The organism is Kineosporia sp. R_H_3, from assembly GCF_002198675.1.
GTDB lineage: Bacteria > Actinomycetota > Actinomycetes > Actinomycetales > Kineosporiaceae > R-H-3.
In genome coordinates this window covers 1-19,627 of the sequence record NZ_MWLL01000021.1, presented here as the reverse complement: position 1 = coordinate 19,627, position 19,627 = coordinate 1, and the positions used below count along the sequence as shown (strand labels likewise).

General features: G+C 71.6%; 22 protein-coding genes. 8 read left to right on the top strand and 14 right to left on the bottom strand.

Annotation, left to right across the window (positions count from 1 at the left end; genetic code table 11):
- Window positions 1-55 precede the first annotated feature (55 nt).
- A protein-coding gene (locus ECOMGDLI_RS02365; protein WP_369812702.1) for an IS3 family transposase occupies window positions 56-1,383 on the top strand; the annotation gives its coding sequence in 2 pieces (ribosomal slippage) (window positions 56-338 and window positions 338-1,383; 1,329 coding nt in all).
- Window positions 1,384-1,641: 258 nt separating this feature from the next.
- On the opposite strand, the gene ECOMGDLI_RS02360 is transcribed toward ECOMGDLI_RS02365, so the two are convergent.
- Entirely contained in the window at window positions 1,642-2,733 is a 1,092-nt protein-coding gene (locus tag ECOMGDLI_RS02360; protein ID WP_088313232.1) for an IS110 family transposase, read from the bottom strand.
- 1,154 nt (window positions 2,734-3,887) lie between these two features.
- Here ECOMGDLI_RS02360 and ECOMGDLI_RS35210 point away from each other — a divergent pair.
- From ECOMGDLI_RS35210 to ECOMGDLI_RS02330, 5 genes are all read left to right on the top strand, one after another.
- Window positions 3,888-4,274, top strand: a complete 387-nt coding sequence (locus ECOMGDLI_RS35210) for a hypothetical protein (RefSeq protein ID WP_198954466.1) — start codon at window positions 3,888-3,890, stop codon at window positions 4,272-4,274.
- Window positions 4,275-4,404: 130 nt separating this feature from the next.
- A complete protein-coding gene (locus ECOMGDLI_RS34330; protein ID WP_158220866.1) occupies window positions 4,405-4,881 on the top strand; it encodes a hypothetical protein in 477 nt (158 codons plus the stop codon).
- A gap of 211 nt (window positions 4,882-5,092) precedes the next feature.
- A complete protein-coding gene (locus ECOMGDLI_RS02340) occupies window positions 5,093-6,319 on the top strand; it encodes a hypothetical protein (protein WP_198954465.1) in 1,227 nt (408 codons plus the stop codon).
- 29 nt (window positions 6,320-6,348) lie between these two features.
- Window positions 6,349-6,759, top strand: a complete 411-nt coding sequence (locus tag ECOMGDLI_RS02335; protein WP_088313228.1) for a hypothetical protein — start codon at window positions 6,349-6,351, stop codon at window positions 6,757-6,759.
- A gap of 1 nt (window position 6,760) precedes the next feature.
- Window positions 6,761-7,480, top strand: coding sequence for a hypothetical protein (locus ECOMGDLI_RS02330; RefSeq protein ID WP_088313226.1), 720 nt, complete (start codon window positions 6,761-6,763; stop codon window positions 7,478-7,480).
- 3 nt (window positions 7,481-7,483) lie between these two features.
- On the opposite strand, the gene ECOMGDLI_RS02325 is transcribed toward ECOMGDLI_RS02330, so the two are convergent.
- A complete protein-coding gene (locus ECOMGDLI_RS02325; RefSeq protein WP_255395970.1) occupies window positions 7,484-8,449 on the bottom strand; it encodes a cytochrome c oxidase assembly protein in 966 nt (321 codons plus the stop codon).
- Between the two features lie 506 nt (window positions 8,450-8,955).
- On the opposite strand from ECOMGDLI_RS02325, the gene ECOMGDLI_RS02320 reads away from it, so the two are divergent.
- On the top strand, window positions 8,956-9,636 hold the full coding sequence (locus ECOMGDLI_RS02320) for a DsbA family protein (protein WP_369812701.1): 681 nt from the start codon (window positions 8,956-8,958) through the stop codon (window positions 9,634-9,636).
- Window positions 9,629-10,237 carry a vitamin K epoxide reductase family protein gene (locus ECOMGDLI_RS02315; RefSeq protein WP_088313220.1) on the top strand — a complete coding sequence of 203 codons (609 nt, stop codon included), beginning with the start codon at window positions 9,629-9,631 and terminating at the stop codon, window positions 10,235-10,237. Before ECOMGDLI_RS02320 ends, ECOMGDLI_RS02315 begins: the two co-directional genes overlap by 8 nt.
- A gap of 257 nt (window positions 10,238-10,494) precedes the next feature.
- Here the strand turns inward: ECOMGDLI_RS02315 and ECOMGDLI_RS02310 are convergent, their stop codons facing one another.
- The 12 genes from ECOMGDLI_RS02310 to ECOMGDLI_RS02260 all read right to left on the bottom strand — a co-directional run bounded on the left by ECOMGDLI_RS02310 (window position 10,495) and on the right by ECOMGDLI_RS02260 (window position 19,499).
- Window positions 10,495-10,833: a hypothetical protein gene (locus ECOMGDLI_RS02310; RefSeq protein ID WP_088313218.1), complete on the bottom strand. Its 339-nt coding sequence runs from the start codon at window positions 10,831-10,833 to the stop codon at window positions 10,495-10,497.
- Between the two features lie 109 nt (window positions 10,834-10,942).
- On the bottom strand, window positions 10,943-11,431 hold the full coding sequence (locus tag ECOMGDLI_RS36615; RefSeq protein WP_369812703.1) for a methyl-accepting chemotaxis protein: 489 nt from the start codon (window positions 11,429-11,431) through the stop codon (window positions 10,943-10,945).
- Window positions 11,432-11,548: 117 nt separating this feature from the next.
- Window positions 11,549-12,148, bottom strand: a complete 600-nt coding sequence (locus ECOMGDLI_RS02300) for a signal peptidase II (protein WP_088313236.1) — start codon at window positions 12,146-12,148, stop codon at window positions 11,549-11,551.
- Complete coding sequence (locus ECOMGDLI_RS35205; RefSeq protein WP_233153270.1) at window positions 12,141-12,428, bottom strand: cation transporter; 288 nt, start codon at window positions 12,426-12,428, stop codon at window positions 12,141-12,143. The genes ECOMGDLI_RS02300 and ECOMGDLI_RS35205 overlap by 8 nt, the downstream gene beginning before the upstream one ends.
- Complete coding sequence (locus ECOMGDLI_RS35200; RefSeq protein WP_198954468.1) at window positions 12,407-12,802, bottom strand: hypothetical protein; 396 nt, start codon at window positions 12,800-12,802, stop codon at window positions 12,407-12,409. The genes ECOMGDLI_RS35205 and ECOMGDLI_RS35200 overlap by 22 nt, the downstream gene beginning before the upstream one ends.
- The gene (locus ECOMGDLI_RS02290; protein ID WP_233153269.1) at window positions 12,799-13,290 is read right to left on the bottom strand and encodes a metalloregulator ArsR/SmtB family transcription factor; all 492 of its coding nucleotides are present in this window, start codon (window positions 13,288-13,290) and stop codon (window positions 12,799-12,801) included. Before ECOMGDLI_RS02290 ends, ECOMGDLI_RS35200 begins: the two co-directional genes overlap by 4 nt.
- A 354-nt stretch (window positions 13,291-13,644) precedes the next feature.
- A complete protein-coding gene (locus ECOMGDLI_RS02285) occupies window positions 13,645-15,792 on the bottom strand; it encodes a cytochrome c oxidase assembly protein (RefSeq protein WP_158220864.1) in 2,148 nt (715 codons plus the stop codon).
- A 131-nt stretch (window positions 15,793-15,923) separates the two neighbouring features.
- Entirely contained in the window at window positions 15,924-16,097 is a 174-nt protein-coding gene (locus tag ECOMGDLI_RS36610; RefSeq protein WP_369812700.1) for a DUF305 domain-containing protein, read from the bottom strand.
- 65 nt (window positions 16,098-16,162) lie between these two features.
- Window positions 16,163-17,239, bottom strand: coding sequence for a hypothetical protein (locus ECOMGDLI_RS02275; RefSeq protein WP_088313208.1), 1,077 nt, complete (start codon window positions 17,237-17,239; stop codon window positions 16,163-16,165).
- A complete protein-coding gene (locus tag ECOMGDLI_RS34320) occupies window positions 17,236-17,592 on the bottom strand; it encodes a BlaI/MecI/CopY family transcriptional regulator (protein WP_158220862.1) in 357 nt (118 codons plus the stop codon). The genes ECOMGDLI_RS02275 and ECOMGDLI_RS34320 overlap by 4 nt, the downstream gene beginning before the upstream one ends.
- A 255-nt stretch (window positions 17,593-17,847) precedes the next feature.
- A complete protein-coding gene (gene istB / locus ECOMGDLI_RS02265) occupies window positions 17,848-18,630 on the bottom strand; it encodes an IS21-like element helper ATPase IstB (RefSeq protein WP_233153268.1) in 783 nt (260 codons plus the stop codon).
- Complete coding sequence (locus tag ECOMGDLI_RS02260; protein WP_088313204.1) at window positions 18,627-19,499, bottom strand: hypothetical protein; 873 nt, start codon at window positions 19,497-19,499, stop codon at window positions 18,627-18,629. The genes istB and ECOMGDLI_RS02260 overlap by 4 nt, the downstream gene beginning before the upstream one ends.
- Window positions 19,500-19,627: the final 128 nt, after the last annotated feature.

Below are 19,627 nucleotides of genomic sequence, written 5' to 3'. Positions count from 1 at the left end.
CCCTGAACCGTCCCCGGTCTGGTGACTGGTCTGAAGCCACGAGAAGGTGGTCTTTGTGCCGGCACCGAGGAAGTATCCGAACGAGTTGCGTGAGCGGGCGATCAGGTTGGTCGCCGAGGCTCGCGAGCAGGACCCTGGCCTGTCGTTGAACGCTGCGGTGGTCCGGGTCGGGCAGCGGGTCGGGATCGTCCCGGACACGCTGCGCGGCTGGTGCCGGCAGGGCGAGGTCGACGCCGGGAAGCGGCCGGGGACGACGACGTCGGACGCTGCGCGGATCAAGCAGTTGGAGCACGAGAACCGTGAGCTGAAGCGGGCGAACGAGATCCTGCTGGCGGCCTCCTCGTTCTTCGCGCGGGAGCTCGACCCGCGTTTGCCCTGGTAGTCGGCTTCGTCGACGAGGTCAGGGAGCGGTTCGGGGTCGAGCCGGTCTGCAGGGTCCTGTCTGAGCACGGGGTCCAGATCGCCGCGAACAGCTACTACGCCCACAAGTCCCGCCGGCCGTCGGCGCGGGCCGTGCGTGACGAGCGGGTGCTCGCCGAGATCCAGCGGGTCCACGCCGACGAGAACCTCGGCCGTGGCCTGTACGGGATCCGCAAGGTCCACGCCACCCTGGCCCGCGAAGGCGGCGTCGACGGGGAGCCGGTGTCCAGGCGGCAGGTCGAACGGTTGATGCGCGCCGCCGGCCTGCGAGGAGCACGTCGGGGCCGCGGGTTCACCACGACGAAGCCGGATCCGACCGCGGCTCGGCCGCCGGACCTGGTCGGGCGGGACTTCTCCGCACCGGCCCCGAACCGGTTGTGGCTGGTCGACTTCACCTACGTGCCCACGTGGGCGGGGATGGCGTTCACCGCGTTCGTCTCGGACGCCTACTCGCGGCGGATCGTGGGCTGGCGGACCGCGTCCTCGATGCCGACCAGCCTGCCGCTGGACGCCCTTGAGATGGCGCTGTGGACCCGGCACCGCGAAGGCGTCACCGACCAGCAGGGCCGTCTGGAAGGGCTCGTACACCACTCCGACGCGGGGTCTCAGTACACGTCCATCCGCTACAGCGACCGGCTTCATGACGCCGGCGCGGTCGCCTCGATCGGGACCGTCGGTGACTCGTATGACAACGCCCAGGCCGAGTCCCTGATCGGCCTCTACAAGCTCGAGTGCGTCCGCCGCGACGGGCCCTGGCGCGGCGTCGACGACCTCGAGCTCGCCACCCTCTCGTGGGTGCACTGGTTCAACCAGCACCGCCTCCACGGGGCACTCGGCTACGTTCCCCCGATCGAGTACGAGCAGGCGTACTACCGTCAGAACCACTGTCAGAACGTCTGTGAGAACGACCCGTCAATGAACCCCCAGCCGCAACCGCGGACGGGAGAACTCACCAGTCACTGAACCGGGGACGGTTCAGCACGGTCGAGACTGATATGCGCGGGTTGGTTACCGCAGGGCGGTGTTCGGCGGGAGCTGGTTCGCGGGGTCTGAGGTCGAGCGTGCCCGGCTGGTGATGGTCGGGTGCTCACAGTCGAACCGCGGGTGTGCTCCTCGTGCTGCGCGCAGCCGTCGGCGTTCGGCCGGGTGTCTGTGCCCGTGCGACGTGCGACGTGCGACGTGCGACGTGGAGGGTGCGGGGTCGGTTGTCGCGTGCGGGGTTCAGTCGGGCAGGGTGGCCAGTGACCAGCACCAGCCGGCGAGTTCGCGGGCGATGGCGGTGTTGGCGATGGTGTGCTTCTTGTTCCGGGCGGCGAGCTGGGTCCAGCGCCGGTGCAGCCGTTGGTTGCCTTCGTGGCCTCGGGCCCGGGAAGCGGGTCCGGCGTCGTCCCAGCGGCGGCGCATGGTGGCGCCGGGGGCGTAGTGCTTCTTGTGGTGCCAGGCGGCTTCGATGAGCAGGCGGCGGGCGTGGGTGTTACCGGTCTTGGTGATGCCGCCTTGGCGGCGGGAGTCGCCGCTGGAGTGTTCGCTGGGGACCAGGCCGAGGTAGGCGCCGATGCTGGAGCCGGTGAACCGGGTCCAGTCGCCGATCTCGACGGCGAGGGCGAAGCCGGTCAGGGTGGAGATCCCGCGCAGGCAGCACAGTCGGCGCGTGATCGGGGTGAACTCGCTGTCGGCGGCGAGTTCACCGATCGCCCGCTCGAGCCGGGCTCGGCGGGCCAGGGCGAACTCGACGGTCTCCAGGTCGGAGTCGTAGGCGGCCCGGGTGCCGGCCCGGTCGGCGCCGTCGAAGCGGATGCCGCGCAGCCACTGGTGGTGCTTGCCGGTCCAGGCGTCGCCGCCGTAGTAGACGTGCCCGTGCCGCAGGAGCAGCTTGGACACCCGGTGCCGGGCCCGGGTCAGGTCGACCCGGACGTCCTCACGGGCCCGGACCAGGTCCCGGGCGGCCTCCTGGGTGATGGTCGGGACCCGGACGCTGACGATGTCGTCGACCCGCAGCAGCCGGGCGAGCAGCACCGCGTCCCGGACGTCGGTCTTGACCCGGTCTCCGGCCGCCCGGCGGATCTTCGAGGGGGCGGCGACCTCGCAGCGGATCCCGGCCGCGCGGATCGCCCGGGCCAGCCCGAACCCGGTGGGACCGGCCTCGTAGGCCACCGCGACCGGGCCGGGCAGGCTCGCCATCCAGTCCAGAACAGCATCAGCGCCCGGGGCGAGCCGCTGCTTGAACAACTCCCCGGTCACCGTGTCGATCGCCACCGCCGCGATCGATCGTGCGTGCACGTCCAAGCCAACACTCGTACGCTCGATGAACACCGGGGCCTCCCACGCATGTCGGATAGGCCGGGCAGCGACCACTGCCCGGCAACCCACGAAGTTGCGTGAGCGAGGCCCCGGCCCGCAACCACCACGACAGGCGGTCACTCCATACCGTCTGATCGGGCGAGCCGAGACCCAGGACACCTGATCGAGCGACCTCATGGCTAGGGCGACCGTACGACGAAGGGGCCCGACCGGGATATGCGCACCGTCCCGTTGATGCACGGCGTGGGAACCCGCGCCGACCTGCCGTTGCCGTTGTTCTACGTCGTCGTGGGAGGCGCGGCTGCGGTACTGGTGTCCTTCGTGGCGTTGGTCCTGCTCTGGCGCAGTCCTCGGCTGGTTGGGGCCGATGCCGGCCGGCCAGTGCCGCGGTGGGTGTCGACCCTCGCGGACGCACCGCAGTCCCGCCGTGCCCTGAAGACCGTGGTCCTCGCCCTGACCCTGCTGGTGCTGCTGGTGGCCCTGGTCGGGCCGCTAGGCGTTGAAGACAACCTGGCCCCTTGGGCCTTCCACGTCGTGTTCTGGGTCGGGCTGGTGCCGATGAGCCTGCTGCTGGGACCGGTGTGGGCGGTGGCCAACCCGCTACGGACGATGCGGTCGGGAATCGCGCGGCTGGTCGGGGGCGACTGCGCCGGCGGGCTCCCTCGCACCTGGGGCTACTGGCCGGCCGCCGTCCTGTTCGGGGCCTTCTCGTGGTTCGAGCTGGTTGCCCCGGATCGCGCCGAACCACCCGTGCTCGGCGCTGTCCTGCTGGTTTACGTCGTCGCCCAGGTCGCGGCCGCGACCTACTTCGGGGAACGATGGCTGCGCACCGGTGAGCCCTTCGAGGTCTACGCACGTCTGCTCGGCCGGTTGGCCCCGATCGGCCGACGCCGTGACGGCGTCCTGGTGTGGCGCAGCCCGCTCAACGGAGCCGACAGCCTCGAACCGCTGCCCGGGCTGGCCGCCGTCGCGGTGATCCTTATCGGGTCCACCGCGTACGACGGCGTGACCCGAACCAGTTGGTGGCAGGACGGCCCCGGCCTCGGCGAGGCCGTCGTCGTCACCGGCACCGTCGGACTGGTCGCCACGTCGCTGTCGTCAGTGCGCTCTTCGCGGGCGCATGCGCGATCGCCGGCCGCCTCGGCGGGTACGCCGGGGCGGCCGGCGTGTTCGCCCACTCGCTGCTGCCGATCGCTGCCGGCTACGCGATCGCGCACTACTTCTCGTTGCTGGTCTTCCACGGACAGGCCGCGTTCATCCTGGCCAGCGACCCTTTCGGGACCGGCGCCGACATCCTTGGGATCCGCACCCGCACCACGGACTACACCGTCGTCTCCGCGCGAACGATCTCCCTGGTCCAAGTCACAGCAATCGTCGTCGGCCACGTCGTCGGCGTCGTGCTGGCCCACGACCGGGCGACCCGCCTCGATCAGCAGGTCCGGCTCACCCGGACTGCCCGCGCGCCCGGCTCGGCCAACGTCTCCCAGATCCCGCTGCTCATCACCATGATCGCCTTCACCGTCGGTGGCCTATTCATCCTGCTCGGCGGCTGACGGTCGCCACCTGATGTTCTCCTCTTCCAGGTCCTCGCTGTCAGTTCACCACCGCGGGCCTTCGGCGTGAGCACACACATCCTGAAACCCCACAGGGTATCTCTCCCAGGTCTACGAGAGGATCAGGCCCATGAACCGCCGTCCCGCCGCACGCACCACGAGGCTCCGGCTCGCCGTCGCCGCGCTCGGCGCCGCGACCCTCACCGGCTGCGCGAGCGGCTCCCCGACGGCCGCCGCGGCCTCGTCCGCCGCCCCGGCGGCCACGACGTCGGCCGCCGGGACGCCGTCCGCCACCACCGCGGGCCAGGCCCGCACGCAGACCCCCACGCCCGCCCCGACCGCGCAGGGCCGGCTCGTCGAGATCACCGTCGCCGACGGCAGGGTCAGCGGCCCCGAGGGCCGGGTCAAGGTCAAGGAGGGCTCCACGGTGACCCTTCGGGTCACGAGCGACGTCGCCGACGAGATCCACCTGCACGGCTACGACAAGCACGCGGACGTCGAGAAGGGCGGCACGGCGGAGCTGACGTTCAAGGCCACCCTGACCGGGGTCTTCGAGGTCGAGCTGGAGGAGAAGGGCCTGCAGCTCGCCCAGCTCCAGGTGCAGTGACGCCGCACCTCGTCACGGCGGCGACGTCGGTCGGGCTGTCGGTCGGGCCGTCGGTCGGGCCGCTCGCCCACGGCGTGGGCACCCGGGCCGACCTCCCGCTGCCGATCGGCTACGTCGTCGCCGGCGGCGGGCTCGCGGTGCTCGTCTCGTTCGTCGCGCTCGGCGCGCTGTGGCGGACGCCGCGACNTAGCCGATCGGCAGCGGGCTCGCGGTGCTCGTCTCGTTCGTCGCGCTCGGCGCGCTGTGGCGGACGCCGCGACTCGCCGGCGCGGCGGCCGGGCGCCCGCTCCCCCGGGCCGTCGCGGCGCTCGTCGACGGCCCCGGACGCACCGTGCTCCGGGCGGTCGCGCTCGCGCTGACGCTGCTCGTCGTCGTCGTCGCCCTGGCCGGTTCGCCGGACGTCTCGCAGAACGCCGCGCCGTGGGCGTTCTTCGTGACGTTCTGGGTCGGGCTGGTCCCGGTGAGCCTGCTGCTCGGCCCGGTGTGGGGCGCCCTCAACCCGCTGCGGACGACGTACCGGCTGGTGTCGCGGGTGCTCCCTGCGCCTCGGCGCCCCGATCTCGCGGACCGCTGGGGGTACCGGCCGGCCGCGCTGTCGCTGCTCGCCTTCACGTGGTTCGAGCTCGCCGCACCGGACCGCAGCGACCCGCGCCGGGTCGGCGCCTTCCTCGTCGCGTACGCGCTGGTGCACCTCGGCGCGGCCGCCGTCGTCGGCGATCGCTGGTTCGCCCGCGGCGACGGCTTCGAGGCGTACTCGCGGCTGCTCGGGGCGCTGGCCCCGGTCGGGCGGCGGGCGGACGGCGCACTCGTGCTGCGCGGCCCGCTCGACGGTGCGGCAGCGCTGCCCGCCGGGCGCGGGCTGGTCGCCACCGTCGTCGTCCTCGTCGGCTCCACGGCCTTCGACGGGCTGGGCCGGACCCAGTGGTGGCAGAACGGGTTCGGCGCCGGCGGCGAGTCGCTCGTGCCGTCGACGACCGGGCTCGTCGCGGCGGTCGCGCTCGTCGGGCTGCTCTACGCCGCCGGGGCAGGGCTCGCCGGCCGGCTCGGCGGCCACGCGGACGCCGCGGGGCCGTTCGCGCACACGCTCGTCCCGGTGGCCGCGGGCTACGCCGTCGCGCACTACTTCTCGCTGCTGCTCTTCGACGGCCAGACGACCTGGATCCTGCTCAGCGACCCGTTCGCGACCGGTGCGGACCTGCTCGGGCTCACGGGGCGCGGCGTCGACTACCTCCTCGTCACGGCACGGGTGATCTCGCTCGTGCAGGTCGCGGCGATCGTCGGTGGCCACGTCGTCGGCACGGTCCTCGCGCACGACCGGGCGCTCGTGCTCGCGGCCTCGGCGCCGCGGCCGGGACGCCCGGTCGCGGCCCAGGTGCCGCTGCTCGCCATCATGGTGGTCCTGACCATGACCGGCCTCGGGCTGCTGCTCGGCGCATGAAGGGGGACCTGTTGCCTGGAGGAGGATCCGTGGCCGGACGACGTGCGCGCACGACAGCGGTCCGGCGGACGGCGGCGGGCCTGGCGGCGGGCGCGCTCGCGCTGCTCGCCGGCTGCGGGACGACCCTGACCCCGGAGGAGATGACCCGGGCCTGCACCGGGTTCGCGGCCGAGGTCTCCAAGGCGGGGCTCGCCGGCACCCCGACGCAGGCGCAGGCCAAGGCCGTCGCCGACGCCCTCGACGGCATCCTCCCGGGGCTGCGCGACCCGCGGGTGCACGACGCCGGGGTGGCGCTGCACACCCACCTGCACGGCGTCGATACCGCGCTCGCCAAGGGCGACACGGCCCGGGCTGCCGACCTCGCCGCGAAGGCCCGCGCGGACGTCACGAAGGCTGCCCGGGCCTGCGGCCTGCCGCAGAGCGCCTTCCTCGAAGGCTGACGTGCGCGGCCGGCGCGGCCCCCGGCGGGCCCTCGGGCCCGCCGGGGCGCTCACGCTCGCCCTGGTGCTCGCCCTCGGCCCGGCCGCACCGGCGGCCGCGCACGGCGCGGGCGGCGGCGACGCGCCCTTCTACCGCAGCCGGGTCACCGGGATCTCCCCCGCCGTCGACGGAGTCACGGTCGACCTCGCACGGGACGGCTCCTGGGTGCAGGTGCGGAACACGACGGCGGTCGACCTCGTGCTGCTCGGCTACGACGGCGAGCCGTACCTGCGGGTCGGCCCGCAGGGGGCCCAGGAGAACGTCGGGTCGGTGACCTCGCGGGTCAACGGCCGCTTCGGCTCCGGGCTCGTCACCGCGGACTCCCCGACCGCGCAGGTGGCGCGCCCGCCGCGCTGGGAGCCGCTCGGGCTCGAGCCGGTCGTCACGTGGCACGACGCCCGCACGCACTACGGCGGCCTCGGCCGGCCCGCCGCCGTCGTCGACGACCCGTCCCGGCCGCACGCGCTGACGACATGGCGGCTGCGGGGGCTCTACGGCGACCGGCCGTTCACGGTCGACGGGCGGCTCGACTGGACGGGCCGCGGCCTGCTCGGCAGCCGGACGACGCAGGCGCTGTGGGTCGTCGGCGGCCTCGCCGGGCTCGCCTGCGTGCTCCTCGTCGTCGCCGGGCTGCGCCGTCCGGGTGGACCGGGCCGCCGACAGGTCAAGATCGGCGAGTGACGGCTACGTCGGGGTCCGTGCCGTCGGGGGAAGCGGTGGCGCGGGTGCGATCCTCGCAATCAGCGTGCTGCGCAGCCAGCGTCGCGAGGTAAGCGTTGTAGGCCTTGAGCTCCGCGTCGTCGTCCAGATTGGCTTTGCGTCGTAGCGACGCGATTCGCGGTTGTCGGAGCGGATCCAGGCGATCGCGAGAGCGGCGGTGAGGACGGCGACAGGGTAGTCGCCTAGCCCCCACGCGAGCGCTCTACCGAGGTACTGGTCCTCGGCGAGGCTGGGACCCCATGTCCTGTCGAGGCGGCTGAACCAGGCCTCTCCGAGGATCTCGCGACCGCTCATCATGGACACGCCGACGAAGGCATGGAAGGCCATGGTCACGATGAGCATGACCAGTCGTAGCGGGTAGGTCGGGCGTGTGGGGCGCGGGCCAGGTCCGCAGACGACCCACGCGAACATATAGCCGACCGTGAGGAAGTGCGCGGTCATGAGCACGTGTCCGGTAAGTGTGCTCATCGCGATGCCGAACGCCGGGGTGTAGTAGAAGCCCATGAGGCTCCCCACGAGCAGCGCGCCGGCGACAGGAGCCCTGGTAAGCAGGCGGAGGTAGCGTGCGTGCACAAGTTCGAGGAGCCATTCGCGTGGTCCCCGGCCGCCGTCCGTGCGGCGACGCAGGGCGCACAGGGCCAGTGTGATGGGTGCGGCGACGACGAGCAGGACGGGCACGAGCATCCCGACGGTCATATGTTCGACCACGTGCATGCTGAACAGCACATCGCCGTAGACACCCGGGGCGCCGTTGGTGGCCCACAGCAGCGCGGTGCACCCGCCGAGCCACCCGGCGGTCCGCCCGGGAGGCCAGTGGTCGCCTCGTCTATGCATGCGTCGCACGCCGAGGAGGTAAGAGGCCTGCGGCGAGGACGGCGACCGGGCCCCAGGTCGAGTCCACCCGCCACCGGGTGAACCAACCGGCGGCATCGAGCGCCACCGGCATGGGATAGCCGAGGAGCGCGGTGGTGGCGTCCGTTGCCGACGGGGCGCCATCTGCACCAGTCGGCGTCCCGGATAGGACGGGGGCCACACCGGAGGTGACGGCGAGGACCATCACCTCGGCGAGGGCGCAAAGGCGTACCGGGGCGGTGGGACTGCAGGGAGATGTCGGCGTTGCAGCGTGCCCGCGGCACCGAGGGCGACCAGGACTGCCGTCTTGGCTGCCAGCAAGGCTCCGTACGGTTCGATCAGATCACCGACCGACGGCACACAGAATCTGGGATGTTTCGCGGCGGGGCGAACCACGATGGCCGTCCGCGCAGGTGTCCACTCGTGTCGGTGGGTGTGGTGTACCGACATCAGGAGTGCCGCGTGTGCGGCTGACCAGCCAGCCGAACAGGCGCAGCTCCTGGGGAACCAGGTCGACAAGTCGCTCGTCCTTCCACCGATCGCCGATGTCCTGCAGTGACACCTCCCGAACTGGAGCTGGCCCCGTGACACCCGTGAAGCGCAACGCCGTCATCTCGGCGGTCGTCGTGGCCGTTTTCGCGGTCGCCGTCGTCGTCGCCAGCTTGACGCTAGGCACTGGGGCCACCGACCCGGCCGATGCCGCCGAACCCGACCGAGGTACAGCGAGCACCACAGGGCTGCTGGTGCGCGCCGACAGCCACCGCCTCGGGCAGGCGGGGACCGGCAAGGCCGTCTTGGTCGAGTTCCTGGACTTCGAGTGCGAGGCCTGCCGTGCCGCGTACCCGGTCGTGGAGGACCTGCGGACCAAGTACGCCGGCAAGGTCGACTTCGTCGTGCGGTACTTCCCCATTCCCAGCCATGCCAACGCAGTCAACGCCGCGGTCGCCGTTGAGGCCGCCGCGCAGCAGGGCCAGTTCGAGGCCATGTACAAGCGGATGTACGACACCCAGGACCAGTGGGGCGAGCAGCAGGATTCCAAGGCCTCCGTGTTCCGCGGTTTCGCCCAGGACCTCGGCCTGGACATGGCTGCCTACGACCAGGCGGTCGCAGACCCGGCCACCGCCGCCCGGGTCGAGAAAGACCGTCAGGACGGGCTCGCCGTCGGCGTGCAAGGCACCCCGACGTTCTTCCTCAACGGCCGCCAGTTCAAGCCAGCGACCGTGCAGGAGTTCGAGGCCCAGCTCGACGCCGCCGTCAATGGCTGAGCAGGCACCGGCCGGCGCGCCGGCCCGCAGCCAGCGCGCCACCGCGTGGACGCTGACCTGGGCTGGACTGGTCGGGCTGGCCGCCGCGTTCGTTCTGCTCGTCGAGAAGGTCGCCGTTCTGGCTAACGCGGCCTACGTCCCCTCCTGCAGCATCAACCCGGTCCTCAGCTGCGGGTCGGTGATGAACACCCCCCAGGCCGACGCGTTCGGGTTCCCCAACCCCAGCCTCGGCGTAGCCGGGTTCGCCGCGCTGCTCACCATCGGCGTGGTCCTGCTCACCGGGGCCCGCTTGCCGGGATGGTTCTGGTGGGGGATCCAGGCCGGCACCACTTTGGGGGTGCTGTTCGTGCACTGGCTCATCTTTCAAAGCCTGTACCGCATCGGTGCCCTCTGCCCCTACTGCATGGCTGTGTGGGTCGCAGCCATCGCGGCTTTCGTCGCCACCACCGCCCACAACGTCTGTAGTGCCAGACTGCCGGTCCCGGCCCGGCTACGACCCGCCGTTGCCTATGCACCCAGCGTGGTCACGGCATGGCTCGTCGCCATCGCCGCGCTGGCCACTGTCCGATTCTGGGACTACTGGTCGACCCTTGCTGCCTGACCTGACGCCTGATCCACCGTTCAGGTCGGTGGGCTGTGTGACTGGACCTGATGGGTCCGGTGTGGGTGTGGCCGATGGGTGTCGGGGTGACCTGAAGGCACCACACAGGTCCTCACGGGTTGCAGCGGCGCACGTTTGCCGGTCGGCGACTCTCGCTCCGCGATCCGAACGAAGTGCGGGCCCGCGGCACACCACGGGAGCCGCTCTCGCCGGTAGGTGCCCCGTCCATGTCCGCCCCGGTATGGCCGGCGTCGTCGTCATGTGCGGGGGTGGCACTCGGGGTCCGGGGGTCTGTCCGCGCCCGCGGTGCTTGGCGGTTCGCGCGTCTGGGTGGTTTGCCCGAGCCCAGCAAAGGCCCCGCCGACGAGCAGCCCGACAATGAGTCCGAGCCCGGACACCACGGCGACGCCGGAAAGGGTGAGGTCGTCACTTGCAGCTCGTAGTTGGACGATGACAGTGCCGAGCGTGGACAGAACGAGGCCTGCCGCGGCGCTGGCGAGCAGGACGGTGACGGGCCGCCTGCGGTGCCGGGCGAGGCCGTCGGCGAGGAGGACGAGGGCGGCGAAGGCGGCGATCGCCGCCCATCCACCGAGCATCGCGCCTCCCTGTTGTGGCGACGACTCCGCTCGTCGTGGACGATCATCCATCCTGTGGCGGTCCCTGGCTACGCCCAAGCAGCGTTGCCGATCCGCGAGTGTGCCGTCGTTACGTGCTGTGGACCGTCCGGCTGAACCGGCGGATGAGCTGGTCGGCGTCCGCGGCGATCACGGACAGGGCTGCGACGGAGGCCTGGGTGCTGCGGGCGCTGTCCGCGGTGGCGCCGGTGGAGCGGCTGATGCCGGCGACGCTCTCGGTGATCCGACGGGCTCCGCCCGAGTCGTCGCTGACGGACCGGTTGATCTCGTTGGTCGTCGCGGACTGCTCCTCGACGGCGGCGGCGACCATCGACTGGTTGTCGTTGATCCGGTCGATGATCGTGGCGATGTCGCGAATCGCCGTGGCCGCCGAGGCAGTCATGGACTGGATGCCGGAGATCTTCGACGTGATGTCGCCGGTGGCGCGGCCGGTCTCCTGGGCGAGCTCCTTGACCTCGTTCGCGACGACGGCGAAGCCCTTGCCCGCCTCCCCGGCGCGCGCGGCCTCGATGGTCGCGATGAGGGCGAGCAGATTGGTCTGCTCGGCGATCGAGGTGATCGTCCGGACGATCTGCTCGATCTCCTCGCTGGCCCGCGTGAGCTGGTCGACGATCCGGCCGGTCTCGCCGGCGGTAGCGAGCAGGGCCGCAGCCCGGCGCCTTCGACGGTGAGGTGTTCAGACCCGGTCGCAACGTGCGGGAGCCCCTCGATCCTGATGACGCCGCCGCGTCTCTGTGGGGGCATCGGACCCGACAGACTCATGCCAGCGGCTGCGGCGACTGCGGGCCGCGGCGTCGGTGTTCGGGGTGATGTTGGTGTCTGGCGTGCCGGTGCGCAGGGTGTGTAGGGCTAGCAGGGCGACTCCGACGCAGATGGCGACGTCGGCGAGGTTGAAGGTGGGCCACCAGCCGGTGTGGAGGTAGTCGGTGACGACGCCGTCGGCCGCCCGGTCGGCGAGGTTGGCGACTGCGCCGCCGAGGATCGCGGCGACGGCTGCCCGGGCCAGCAGGGCACCGGTCGGCGCGACCCGCCAGGCGACGGAGGCGACCAGCGCGGTGATCGCCGCGGTGACCAGCACGACGACCGCGCGGGGTGCTGAATGTCCGAGGGAGAACGCGACGCCGGAGTTGTAGGCCAGCTGCAGATCGAGCAGCCCACCATGCATCGTGCGTCCGGGCAAGGACGCATCGGCCCACGCTTTGGCGGCGAGGTCGGCCACGGCGACCGCGGCAGCCGCCGCGGCGAGCTGCGCCCGCCGCCCTGCAGTTCTAGTCATCGTCATCATCATCGTCGGCGTCGACGAACTCGCCCTCCCAGGCGTCGGGTCCTTGGTTAATGGCGAATGCGGCGATGACGAAGCCGGCGACGGGGTCGCGCCAGCCTTGCCCGGTGATGGCGAACAGGACCAGGCCGAGCAGGGTGGAGATGCTCAGCAGCACGCACATCTTGGTCTCGGCGGCGTCGGCGAGCATCACCGGGTCTCCGAGCCGGGTGCCGACGCGGCGCTGGGCCGCGGCGAGCACGGGCATGATGATCACACTGAGCACGAGCAGCACGATCTCGACGACGCTGTTGTCCGGGGTCGAGCCGTCGAGCAAATCGCGACGACTTCGATGACGAAGTAGGCAGCCAGCGCCCAGAACGTGACCGCGACGGCCTTGAGGGTGCGGCGCTCCTTGGCTTCATCGGCCTCGCCGTTCGCAGCCGGGCCGCGAGCCGGATCGCGACCAGGACGCTGGCGGCGACCTCGATCCGGGAGTCCGCGCCGAACCCGACCAGCGAGACGAGCCCGGCGAGCAGGCCCGGCGATGACCGCCAAGACGCCCTTGGCGATGTTGTAGACGACGGTGAACTGCGCCAGTCTCGGCCCCCGGCGGGTAAGCTGCTCGACCTCACGGTCGGTCAGGTCCTCCTGGGTTCCGGCGCTCATCGAGCGTCTCGTGCCGGCCCGCTGCCAGCGGGGCGCGCACTGTCGCTGTGGCTGCCGGTGCCGTAGGTGGGGCACAGCTCGACCGCATCGCCGGTAACCGCGAGCAGCCGCTGCGCGGCGGCGAGCAGCCCGGTCAGATCCTCCGGCACGGCCCGGGAGTACAGCGACGCACGACCTGCGGCCCGAGACTGCACGAGCCCGCACTGGCGCAGGTACGACAGGTGCTTGGACACGGTGGACTGTGCGGCACCAAGGTGCGTGACCAGGTCGACGACCTTGTGCTCACCGAGGGCGAGGTGGCACAGGATCGCCAGCCGGGTCGGGTCGGACAGGCTGTGGAACAGCGCCGCCGCCGGGATACCGGTCTGCTCGACGGGCCCGACACGCGGATCATCACACCTCGTCGATATCATTGTTATGTGACGATGATACGTGGGAGGGGTGCGGGCCGCGATGCCGGCAAGACGGCGTCCGACGGTGATCTTCACTCGATGCTCCTGACGATGGCCGGACGGCGGCCTGATGGTGGACCAGGCGGGCGCGAGACAGGACTTGGTCCATCGGAGCATGCAGCGCCGTCCTTGAGGTGCACTTGGTACTGCGTCAGTGGGTGGCGGTTCGACATCCGACCGCGTGGTCAACCGCTTCGAGGCCAACGAGACGGTCAGGTGGTGAGAACGAGGACGATCCAGGCGAGATAGGCGCAGGCTACGATCGCGAACCCCAGCAGGGTCAGGCGGTTGGCCCGCCGCTTGCGCTGGTCGTCATGGTTTGTCATCTCGCTGCTGCCTGCTCCCTCGGAGTGTCCGCGACAGCCCCCACACGGTGCGTCGGTAGCGTCGTCATGCGTCATTGTCATCTGGGCCGGGCGCTGGGGACGCTCGACGCTGAGAGTCACGGCGGGTGTCGCCCCCGGCGGGGGCGCGTGTTCTACGCTCGTACGCCTCGTGCTGGGCAGCGATGCTCTGGAGGTAGGCGTTGTAGGCCTTGAGCTCGGCGTCGTCGTCCAGAGTTGCCTTGCGGTCGTACCGGCGGGATTCGCGGTTGTCGGAGCGGATCCAGGCAACGGCGAGCGCAGCGGTGAGGATGGCGACGGGATAGTCGCCTAGCCCCCACGCGAGCGCTCCACCGAGGTACTGGTCCTGGGCGAGGCTGGGTCCCCAGGGGCGTTCGAGCTGGCTGAACCAGGCCTCTCCGAGGATCTCGCGCCCGCTCATCATGGAGACGCCAAGGAAGGCGTGAAAGGCCATGGTGACGATGAGCATGACCAGCCGGAGAGGATAGGTCGGTCGGGCGGGGCCGGGGTCCGGCCCGCAGATGACCCAGGCGAACAGGTAGCCAACAGCGATGAAGTGGGCCGTCATAAGCACGTGTCCGGTGTGAGTGCTCATCGCGATGACGAACACCGGGGTGTAGTAGAACCCCAACAGGCTTCCGACAAGCAGGGCTCCGGCGACCGGGGGTCTGGTGATCAGCCTCAGGTAGCGTGCGTGCACCAGTTCGAGGAGCCATTCGCGGGGACCGCGGCTGCCGTCGGTTCGTCGGTTCAGGGTGCGAAGGGCCAGCGTGATGGGGGCTGCAACGACGAGCAGGACGGGCACGAGCATCCCGACGGTCATGTGCTCGACCATGTGCATGCTGAACAGGACGTCACCGTAGACGCCGGGTGCACCGTTCGTGGCCCACAGTAGGGCGGCGCACCCGCCGAGCCACGCCGCGGTCCGGCCAGGAGGCCAACTGTCGCCGCGTCGCCGCAGGCGCCGCACACCCAGGAGGTAGACGCCTGCGGCGATGACGGCGACCGGACCCCACGTCGAGTCCAGCCGCCAGCGGGTGAACCAGCTGGCGGCATCCAGTGCGGTCGGCATCGGGTAGCCGAGAAGTACGGTGGTGGCGTCCGTGGCGGGCAAGGTGACTTCCGTGCTGATCGGCGTCGCCGACAGGACGGCCGCCAGGCCTGAGCTGACGGCGAGGATGGCGATCTCGGCGGTGGCGAGCCGCAGGAACCCACGGCGTACCGGCGGGTCGACGTGCAGGCGCCGACGCTGCAGGGCACCGGCCGCGCCGAGGGCGGCCAGAGCGGTGATCTTGGCTGCGAGCAGCGCCCCGTACGGTCCGGCGAGGGCGGCGACCGACGGCACCCTGACTACGGCCGCCAGAGTCCCGGAGAGCGCTACTGCGGCGTAGCAGCCCAGGGCCAGCCGTGAGTAGCGCCGGAGGACGAGGCTCCAGGCGGAGTCCGACAGCGCGTAGGCCTCCGGCCCGGCAGCGCGGGGGGCCGCGGCGGGCCGTGTCTCGCGCCGACGCAGGGCAATCAGGCCCAGCCCGGCCAGCCCTCCCGCCCAGATGCTCGCCGCCACGACGTGCACGGCGAGGGTGTCGACGGCGGCTCCGTGGTCTCCCGCAGTGGTCGAGTGGCCCGTGAACGCCGGTGGCAGCAGGGCGAGGACGGCCAGGGTAGTGAGCCATGCGGCCGGGGTCGTGCGCCGGGTCAACCGAGAGGCGACCGCCACGGCAGCGGCGAGCACGGCGCTGAGCGCCGAGGCCCGACCGATGTCGAACTCGGCGACGTAGTAGGCCACCTGAGGCGCGAGCGTTCCGTCGAGCAGGGAGGGGACGGGAGACGTGCCGACGAGGGCACAGTAGGACAGGACGAGCCAGACTGCACCGGCGGCGGCCCAGGCCCACGCGGCCGCCGCGACCGTCCGCAGCGTCCGCGCCCGCAAGGCTCCCAGGTCTGCCGGTGAACCGGCCGCAGTGCTAGGGAGTACCGTTGAGATCAGCACGAGGTTGCCGACAGTGAACGCCGCACTGACGTCGCGCACCACTCGCGCCACCAGGACCGAGGCCTGCAGCCCGGCCGACGGGGCGAGCGCGCTTCCGGCTGCCGGCTCGGCTGCGTCCCCGGTCCACCACCAAGCGGCCAGGGCGGCCGCGACCGCCACGACGACGACGATGGCGACTGCTGGCCGCCCGGGCCGGGTGGTCACCGTCGTCCGTCCGGTCGGCCGCAACCTCAGAGGGTTGCCGGGCCCGGCTGCTTCTGCCGCGCCGTCGGCGTGCTCGCAGTCGCGACGCTCGGGGTGCGGCTGCCGGTCCGGGGACGTCCGCTGCGGGCGACTCATGACGTCCTCGCCTCGAGCAGTGCGCTCATGCCGCCGATCTCGACCGTCTGCCCGGCGACGATGGAGTCGGCCAGCCGGCGAACCTTGGGGCGTCGACTCCGGGCCAGAACCGATTGAGCCATCCGCACCCCACCGCGATGGTGAGCTCCGGCGGGGTGTCCAGCAGCCATCAGCGCCTGGCAGGGAGCGTCCCCCGTTGTCCGGGTCGTGGCCGGGCGTGACGCGCGCGCGCAATTCATCCCGCTGCGAGTACGCCCAGGGGCGCGCAGATGACGCACGCAGCCAAGACGAGGTACCCCGCGCGGGCCGTGAACGCCAGCTGTCCGGACGGGCCGACGAGGCGACGTGCGCGCCGCAGGACGGGCGAGGTCACGCGCCCCGTTCGTGGCTCCGGCGACCGCTCGGCGTCACGACACCGCGGCCGCAACGACCTGTAACGAGTCGCGACAGGACCCGCGACGGGACCCGAGACACGTCGTGGTGGCCGGCGCACGGTGAGCGGGCCTTCGCAGGCAGCGGCCACGAGAGCTGCCAGAACCTGGGACCTGCCGGTACGGGCCGCTGCGCGGTCGTCGGCGAGCATCTCGGTGAGCAGACGAACCTCCTCAAGCGCAAGACGGGCACCCGCGGAGAACGGCAGGGCTTCGGCGCAGACTTCGAACACCCCGATCACGGCCGCGTGGCGGCCGTCGGCGTGCGCCCGCTCGTGTTCGAGCAGTGCATCCAGAGCGGGGCCGGGCACCCCCTCAAGGCAACCGCGGGTCACGACGATCCGCAACCCACGCCCGCCCGGACGAAACGTTCCGGGCAGGTGGTAGGCAAGGATGCGACTGTCGTCGAGGACGTGCGCGCCGAGCAACGGGTCCCACCGTGCGACAAGGTCGACCAGCAGGCCGTGCGCCCGCCGAGCCGCTCGCAGTCGCCATCGGCGCGACAGCATCCGTGCCACCACCCAGCACGGCGCCGCGGCGGCTGCCGCCAGCAGCAGCCATGACCACCAGTGCAGAAGCCCCCGATCCGGACCGGTACCAGCGACGAGATGAGCCAGAGCAGGGGCCACCGACTCACCCAGCGGCGCGACGTCCAGCGACGCGAGCACCCCCAGAGCCGACACGGCCGTGGCCGCCCCCACTGCGGCCCAGACCACCAGTGCCAGCTTGGGCGCGCGCGCCGGCCACTGGGACTGTCCCAGGACGGCCGGCACCGGCCTGGCGAGGAGCACGACGAACGCGGCGAGGATGATCGGATCGAGTAGCGACCAGGCCGGAAACGCTCCGACGGTCGGGGCAGCGGCGACCACCGCCGCCGTCACGGCTGTCCGCCCAGCGCCGCACGCAGCGTCGCCTGCTCCTGGGGAGTCATCGCGTCCACGAAGCGCGACAACGCGAGCGTCCGGTCCGAACTGTCCGCCAGGGCCGCGGTCATCGCCTCAACGACAAGCGACTCCCGGTCGGCTACCGCCGTGTACAGATAGCTCTTGCCCTGTCTCACACGGTCCACCAGCCCCTTGTGCCGCAACCGCTCCAGCACCGTCAGCGCGGTGGTCACCGCCAGCCTCCGGCCATCATGCTGCGACAACCGATCGACCACGGAGGCTGCCGACAGCCCGTCGGGCTCCCGCCACAGACACTCCGTGACAGCCCTGGCGAGCTCGCCGCGCTCCACGACCCACCTCGTCTCCGGCCGGCGGGATCCACCGTCCGCTCTACAACTCGTAAACCAGCAGTCCGTTCCTACACGACGTAGAAGGCAGTGACCAACCCGGGCTCGTCCGGTCAGGCAGCAAAGGCGAACAGGGCGATGAAGCCGACGAAGAACGTCCCCCGTTACTACCCCACCCCAACGGGCAGACCCACTGTCAACGGCCAGGTTGTCGTCCCCGTTGGTGGCCAGGTGAAAGTCCCCGCTCCTCGGGGTTGATCAGGTTGGTTTTCGGGGGCCTCCTGGGGTTCGGGTTCGGGCTTGTTTCATGCGGTAGCTGTCGCCGTCGGTGATGACGACGTGGCAGTGGTGCAGGAGGCGGTCGAGGAGGCTGACGGCGGTGGTGTGTTCGGGTAGGAAGCGTCCCCAGGACTCGAACGGCCAGTGCGAGGCGATGCCCAGGGAGCGGCGTTCGTAGGCGGCTGCGATGAACCGGAACAGCAGTTGGGTGCCGGTGTCGTCCAGGGGTGCGAAGCCGAGCTCGTCGACCAGGACGAGGTCGTTGCGCAGCAGGGTTTCGATGACGCGGCCGACGCTGTTGTCGGCCAGGGCCCGGTAGAGGGTCTCGACGAGGTCGGCGGCGGTGAAGTAGCGGACCCGGTGTCCGGCCTCGACGGCGGCGACCCCGAGGGCGACCAGGATGTGGCTCTTGCCGGTGCCGGCGGGGCCGATCAGGGCGACGTTCTCGGTGGCCCGGATCCATTCCAGCGAGGCCAGGTAGTCGAAGGTGGCTTGCGGGATCGAGGACGCGGTGACGTCGAACTCGGTCAGGGTCTTGGCCACCGGGAACGCTGCGGTCCGCATCCGGGTCCGGGCGTTGGAGGCGTCCCGGGCGGCGATCTCGGCCTCGACCAGGGTCCGCAGGAACTCTTCCGGCGCCCACCGTTGGGTCTTGGCGGTGACGAGCAGCTCGGGGGCGAGCTGGCGCATCGCGGCCATCTTCAGCCGCTTCAACCCCTCGGCCAGGTCCGCGGCCAGCGGCGGCGGCGCCGCAGCGGTCACCGCGACTCACCACCCATCACGTCGCCGCCCATCGTGCCGGTGACGTCGCCGCCCGGGGTGGCGATGGCGTAGTCGGCCAGGGACCGGGTCGGTGCCGTGAGCGCCGAGGGCAGGGTCAGGACGAGGGCCTGCCCGGGCGGGCGTGGGGTGGGTGCGGCGCCGCCGGCGGCCAGGATGGAGCGCACGTCGTCGGCGCGCCAGCGGCCGAACTCGACCGCCCTGGCCAGGGCGGCGTGCAGGGCGTCGGGGCCGTGAGCGGCGTGCAGGGTGAGGATCTGGCGGATCTCGCGGGCCAGGTTCGCCACCCCGGCCGCGGCGGCGCCGGTCAGGAACTGTGCAGCGGTCGGGCCGAGCGCGAGGAACTGCTGCTCGTCGCCGGTCCGGGCCCGCGGCGCCCGGCGGGGCTTGTCCGGGCGGGACGACCCGTAGTGCTCGTCCAGGACGCTCGTCTCCCCGGGAGCCACCAGCGGATGCTCGGCGACCACCTCACCGGTGAAGCGTTCGAGGACCTGGACCCGGCCCTCGAGAACGGTCAGGAACACCGTGTCGCCGATCAGGCGGGTGGGGACCGAGTAGCGGGCCGACCCGAACCGCACGCACGACAACCGATCGACCTTGCGGGTCGCCGGTCGGGCCCCGATCTCGGGCCGCAGCGACGGCAGCGCCTTCAGCATGTCGCGTTCGACGGTCAGCCGCTGGTCAGGGACCGCGCAGATCTCGGAGTGGACGACGGCGTTCACCTCCCCGCACCAGCAGGCCGCCAGCGTGTTCACCACCGCGAGCCTGTCCGCCGGGGCGGCGGGGAGGTCGTCGTGGAGGGTGAGTGGGACCATCAGGTCGCGTTTGGCGTAGCCGACCAGGGTCTCCACGATCCCCTTGGACTCGGGGTCGGCGGCCCGGCAGAAGTCGGGCCGGAACCCCTAGGAGCCTGCTGAACAAAACGCCGACCGGGGTCCGTCGCTGACCTTGGTCGGTGGGTCAGGCTTGGTTCGTGCAG

Bases quoted from the DNA above. Each gene is read 5' to 3' on its own strand.
- ECOMGDLI_RS34330 (WP_158220866.1), top strand. From the start codon at position 4,405: ATGAACCGCCGTCCCGCCGCACGCACCACGAGGCTCCGGCTCGCCGTC.
- ECOMGDLI_RS02325 (WP_255395970.1), bottom strand. From the start codon at position 8,449: ATGCCGCCGGTTGGTTCACCCGGTGGCGGGTGGACTCGACCTGGGGCC.
- ECOMGDLI_RS02315 (WP_088313220.1), top strand. From the start codon at position 9,629: ATGGCTGAGCAGGCACCGGCCGGCGCGCCGGCCCGCAGCCAGCGCGCC.
- ECOMGDLI_RS02310 (WP_088313218.1), bottom strand. From the start codon at position 10,833: ATGCTCGGTGGATGGGCGGCGATCGCCGCCTTCGCCGCCCTCGTCCTC.
- ECOMGDLI_RS02300 (WP_088313236.1), bottom strand. From the start codon at position 12,148: ATGACTAGAACTGCAGGGCGGCGGGCGCAGCTCGCCGCGGCGGCTGCC.
- ECOMGDLI_RS35200 (WP_198954468.1), bottom strand. From the start codon at position 12,802: ATGAGCGCCGGAACCCAGGAGGACCTGACCGACCGTGAGGTCGAGCAG.
- ECOMGDLI_RS36610 (WP_369812700.1), bottom strand. From the start codon at position 16,097: ATGGCTGCTGGACACCCCGCCGGAGCTCACCATCGCGGTGGGGTGCGG.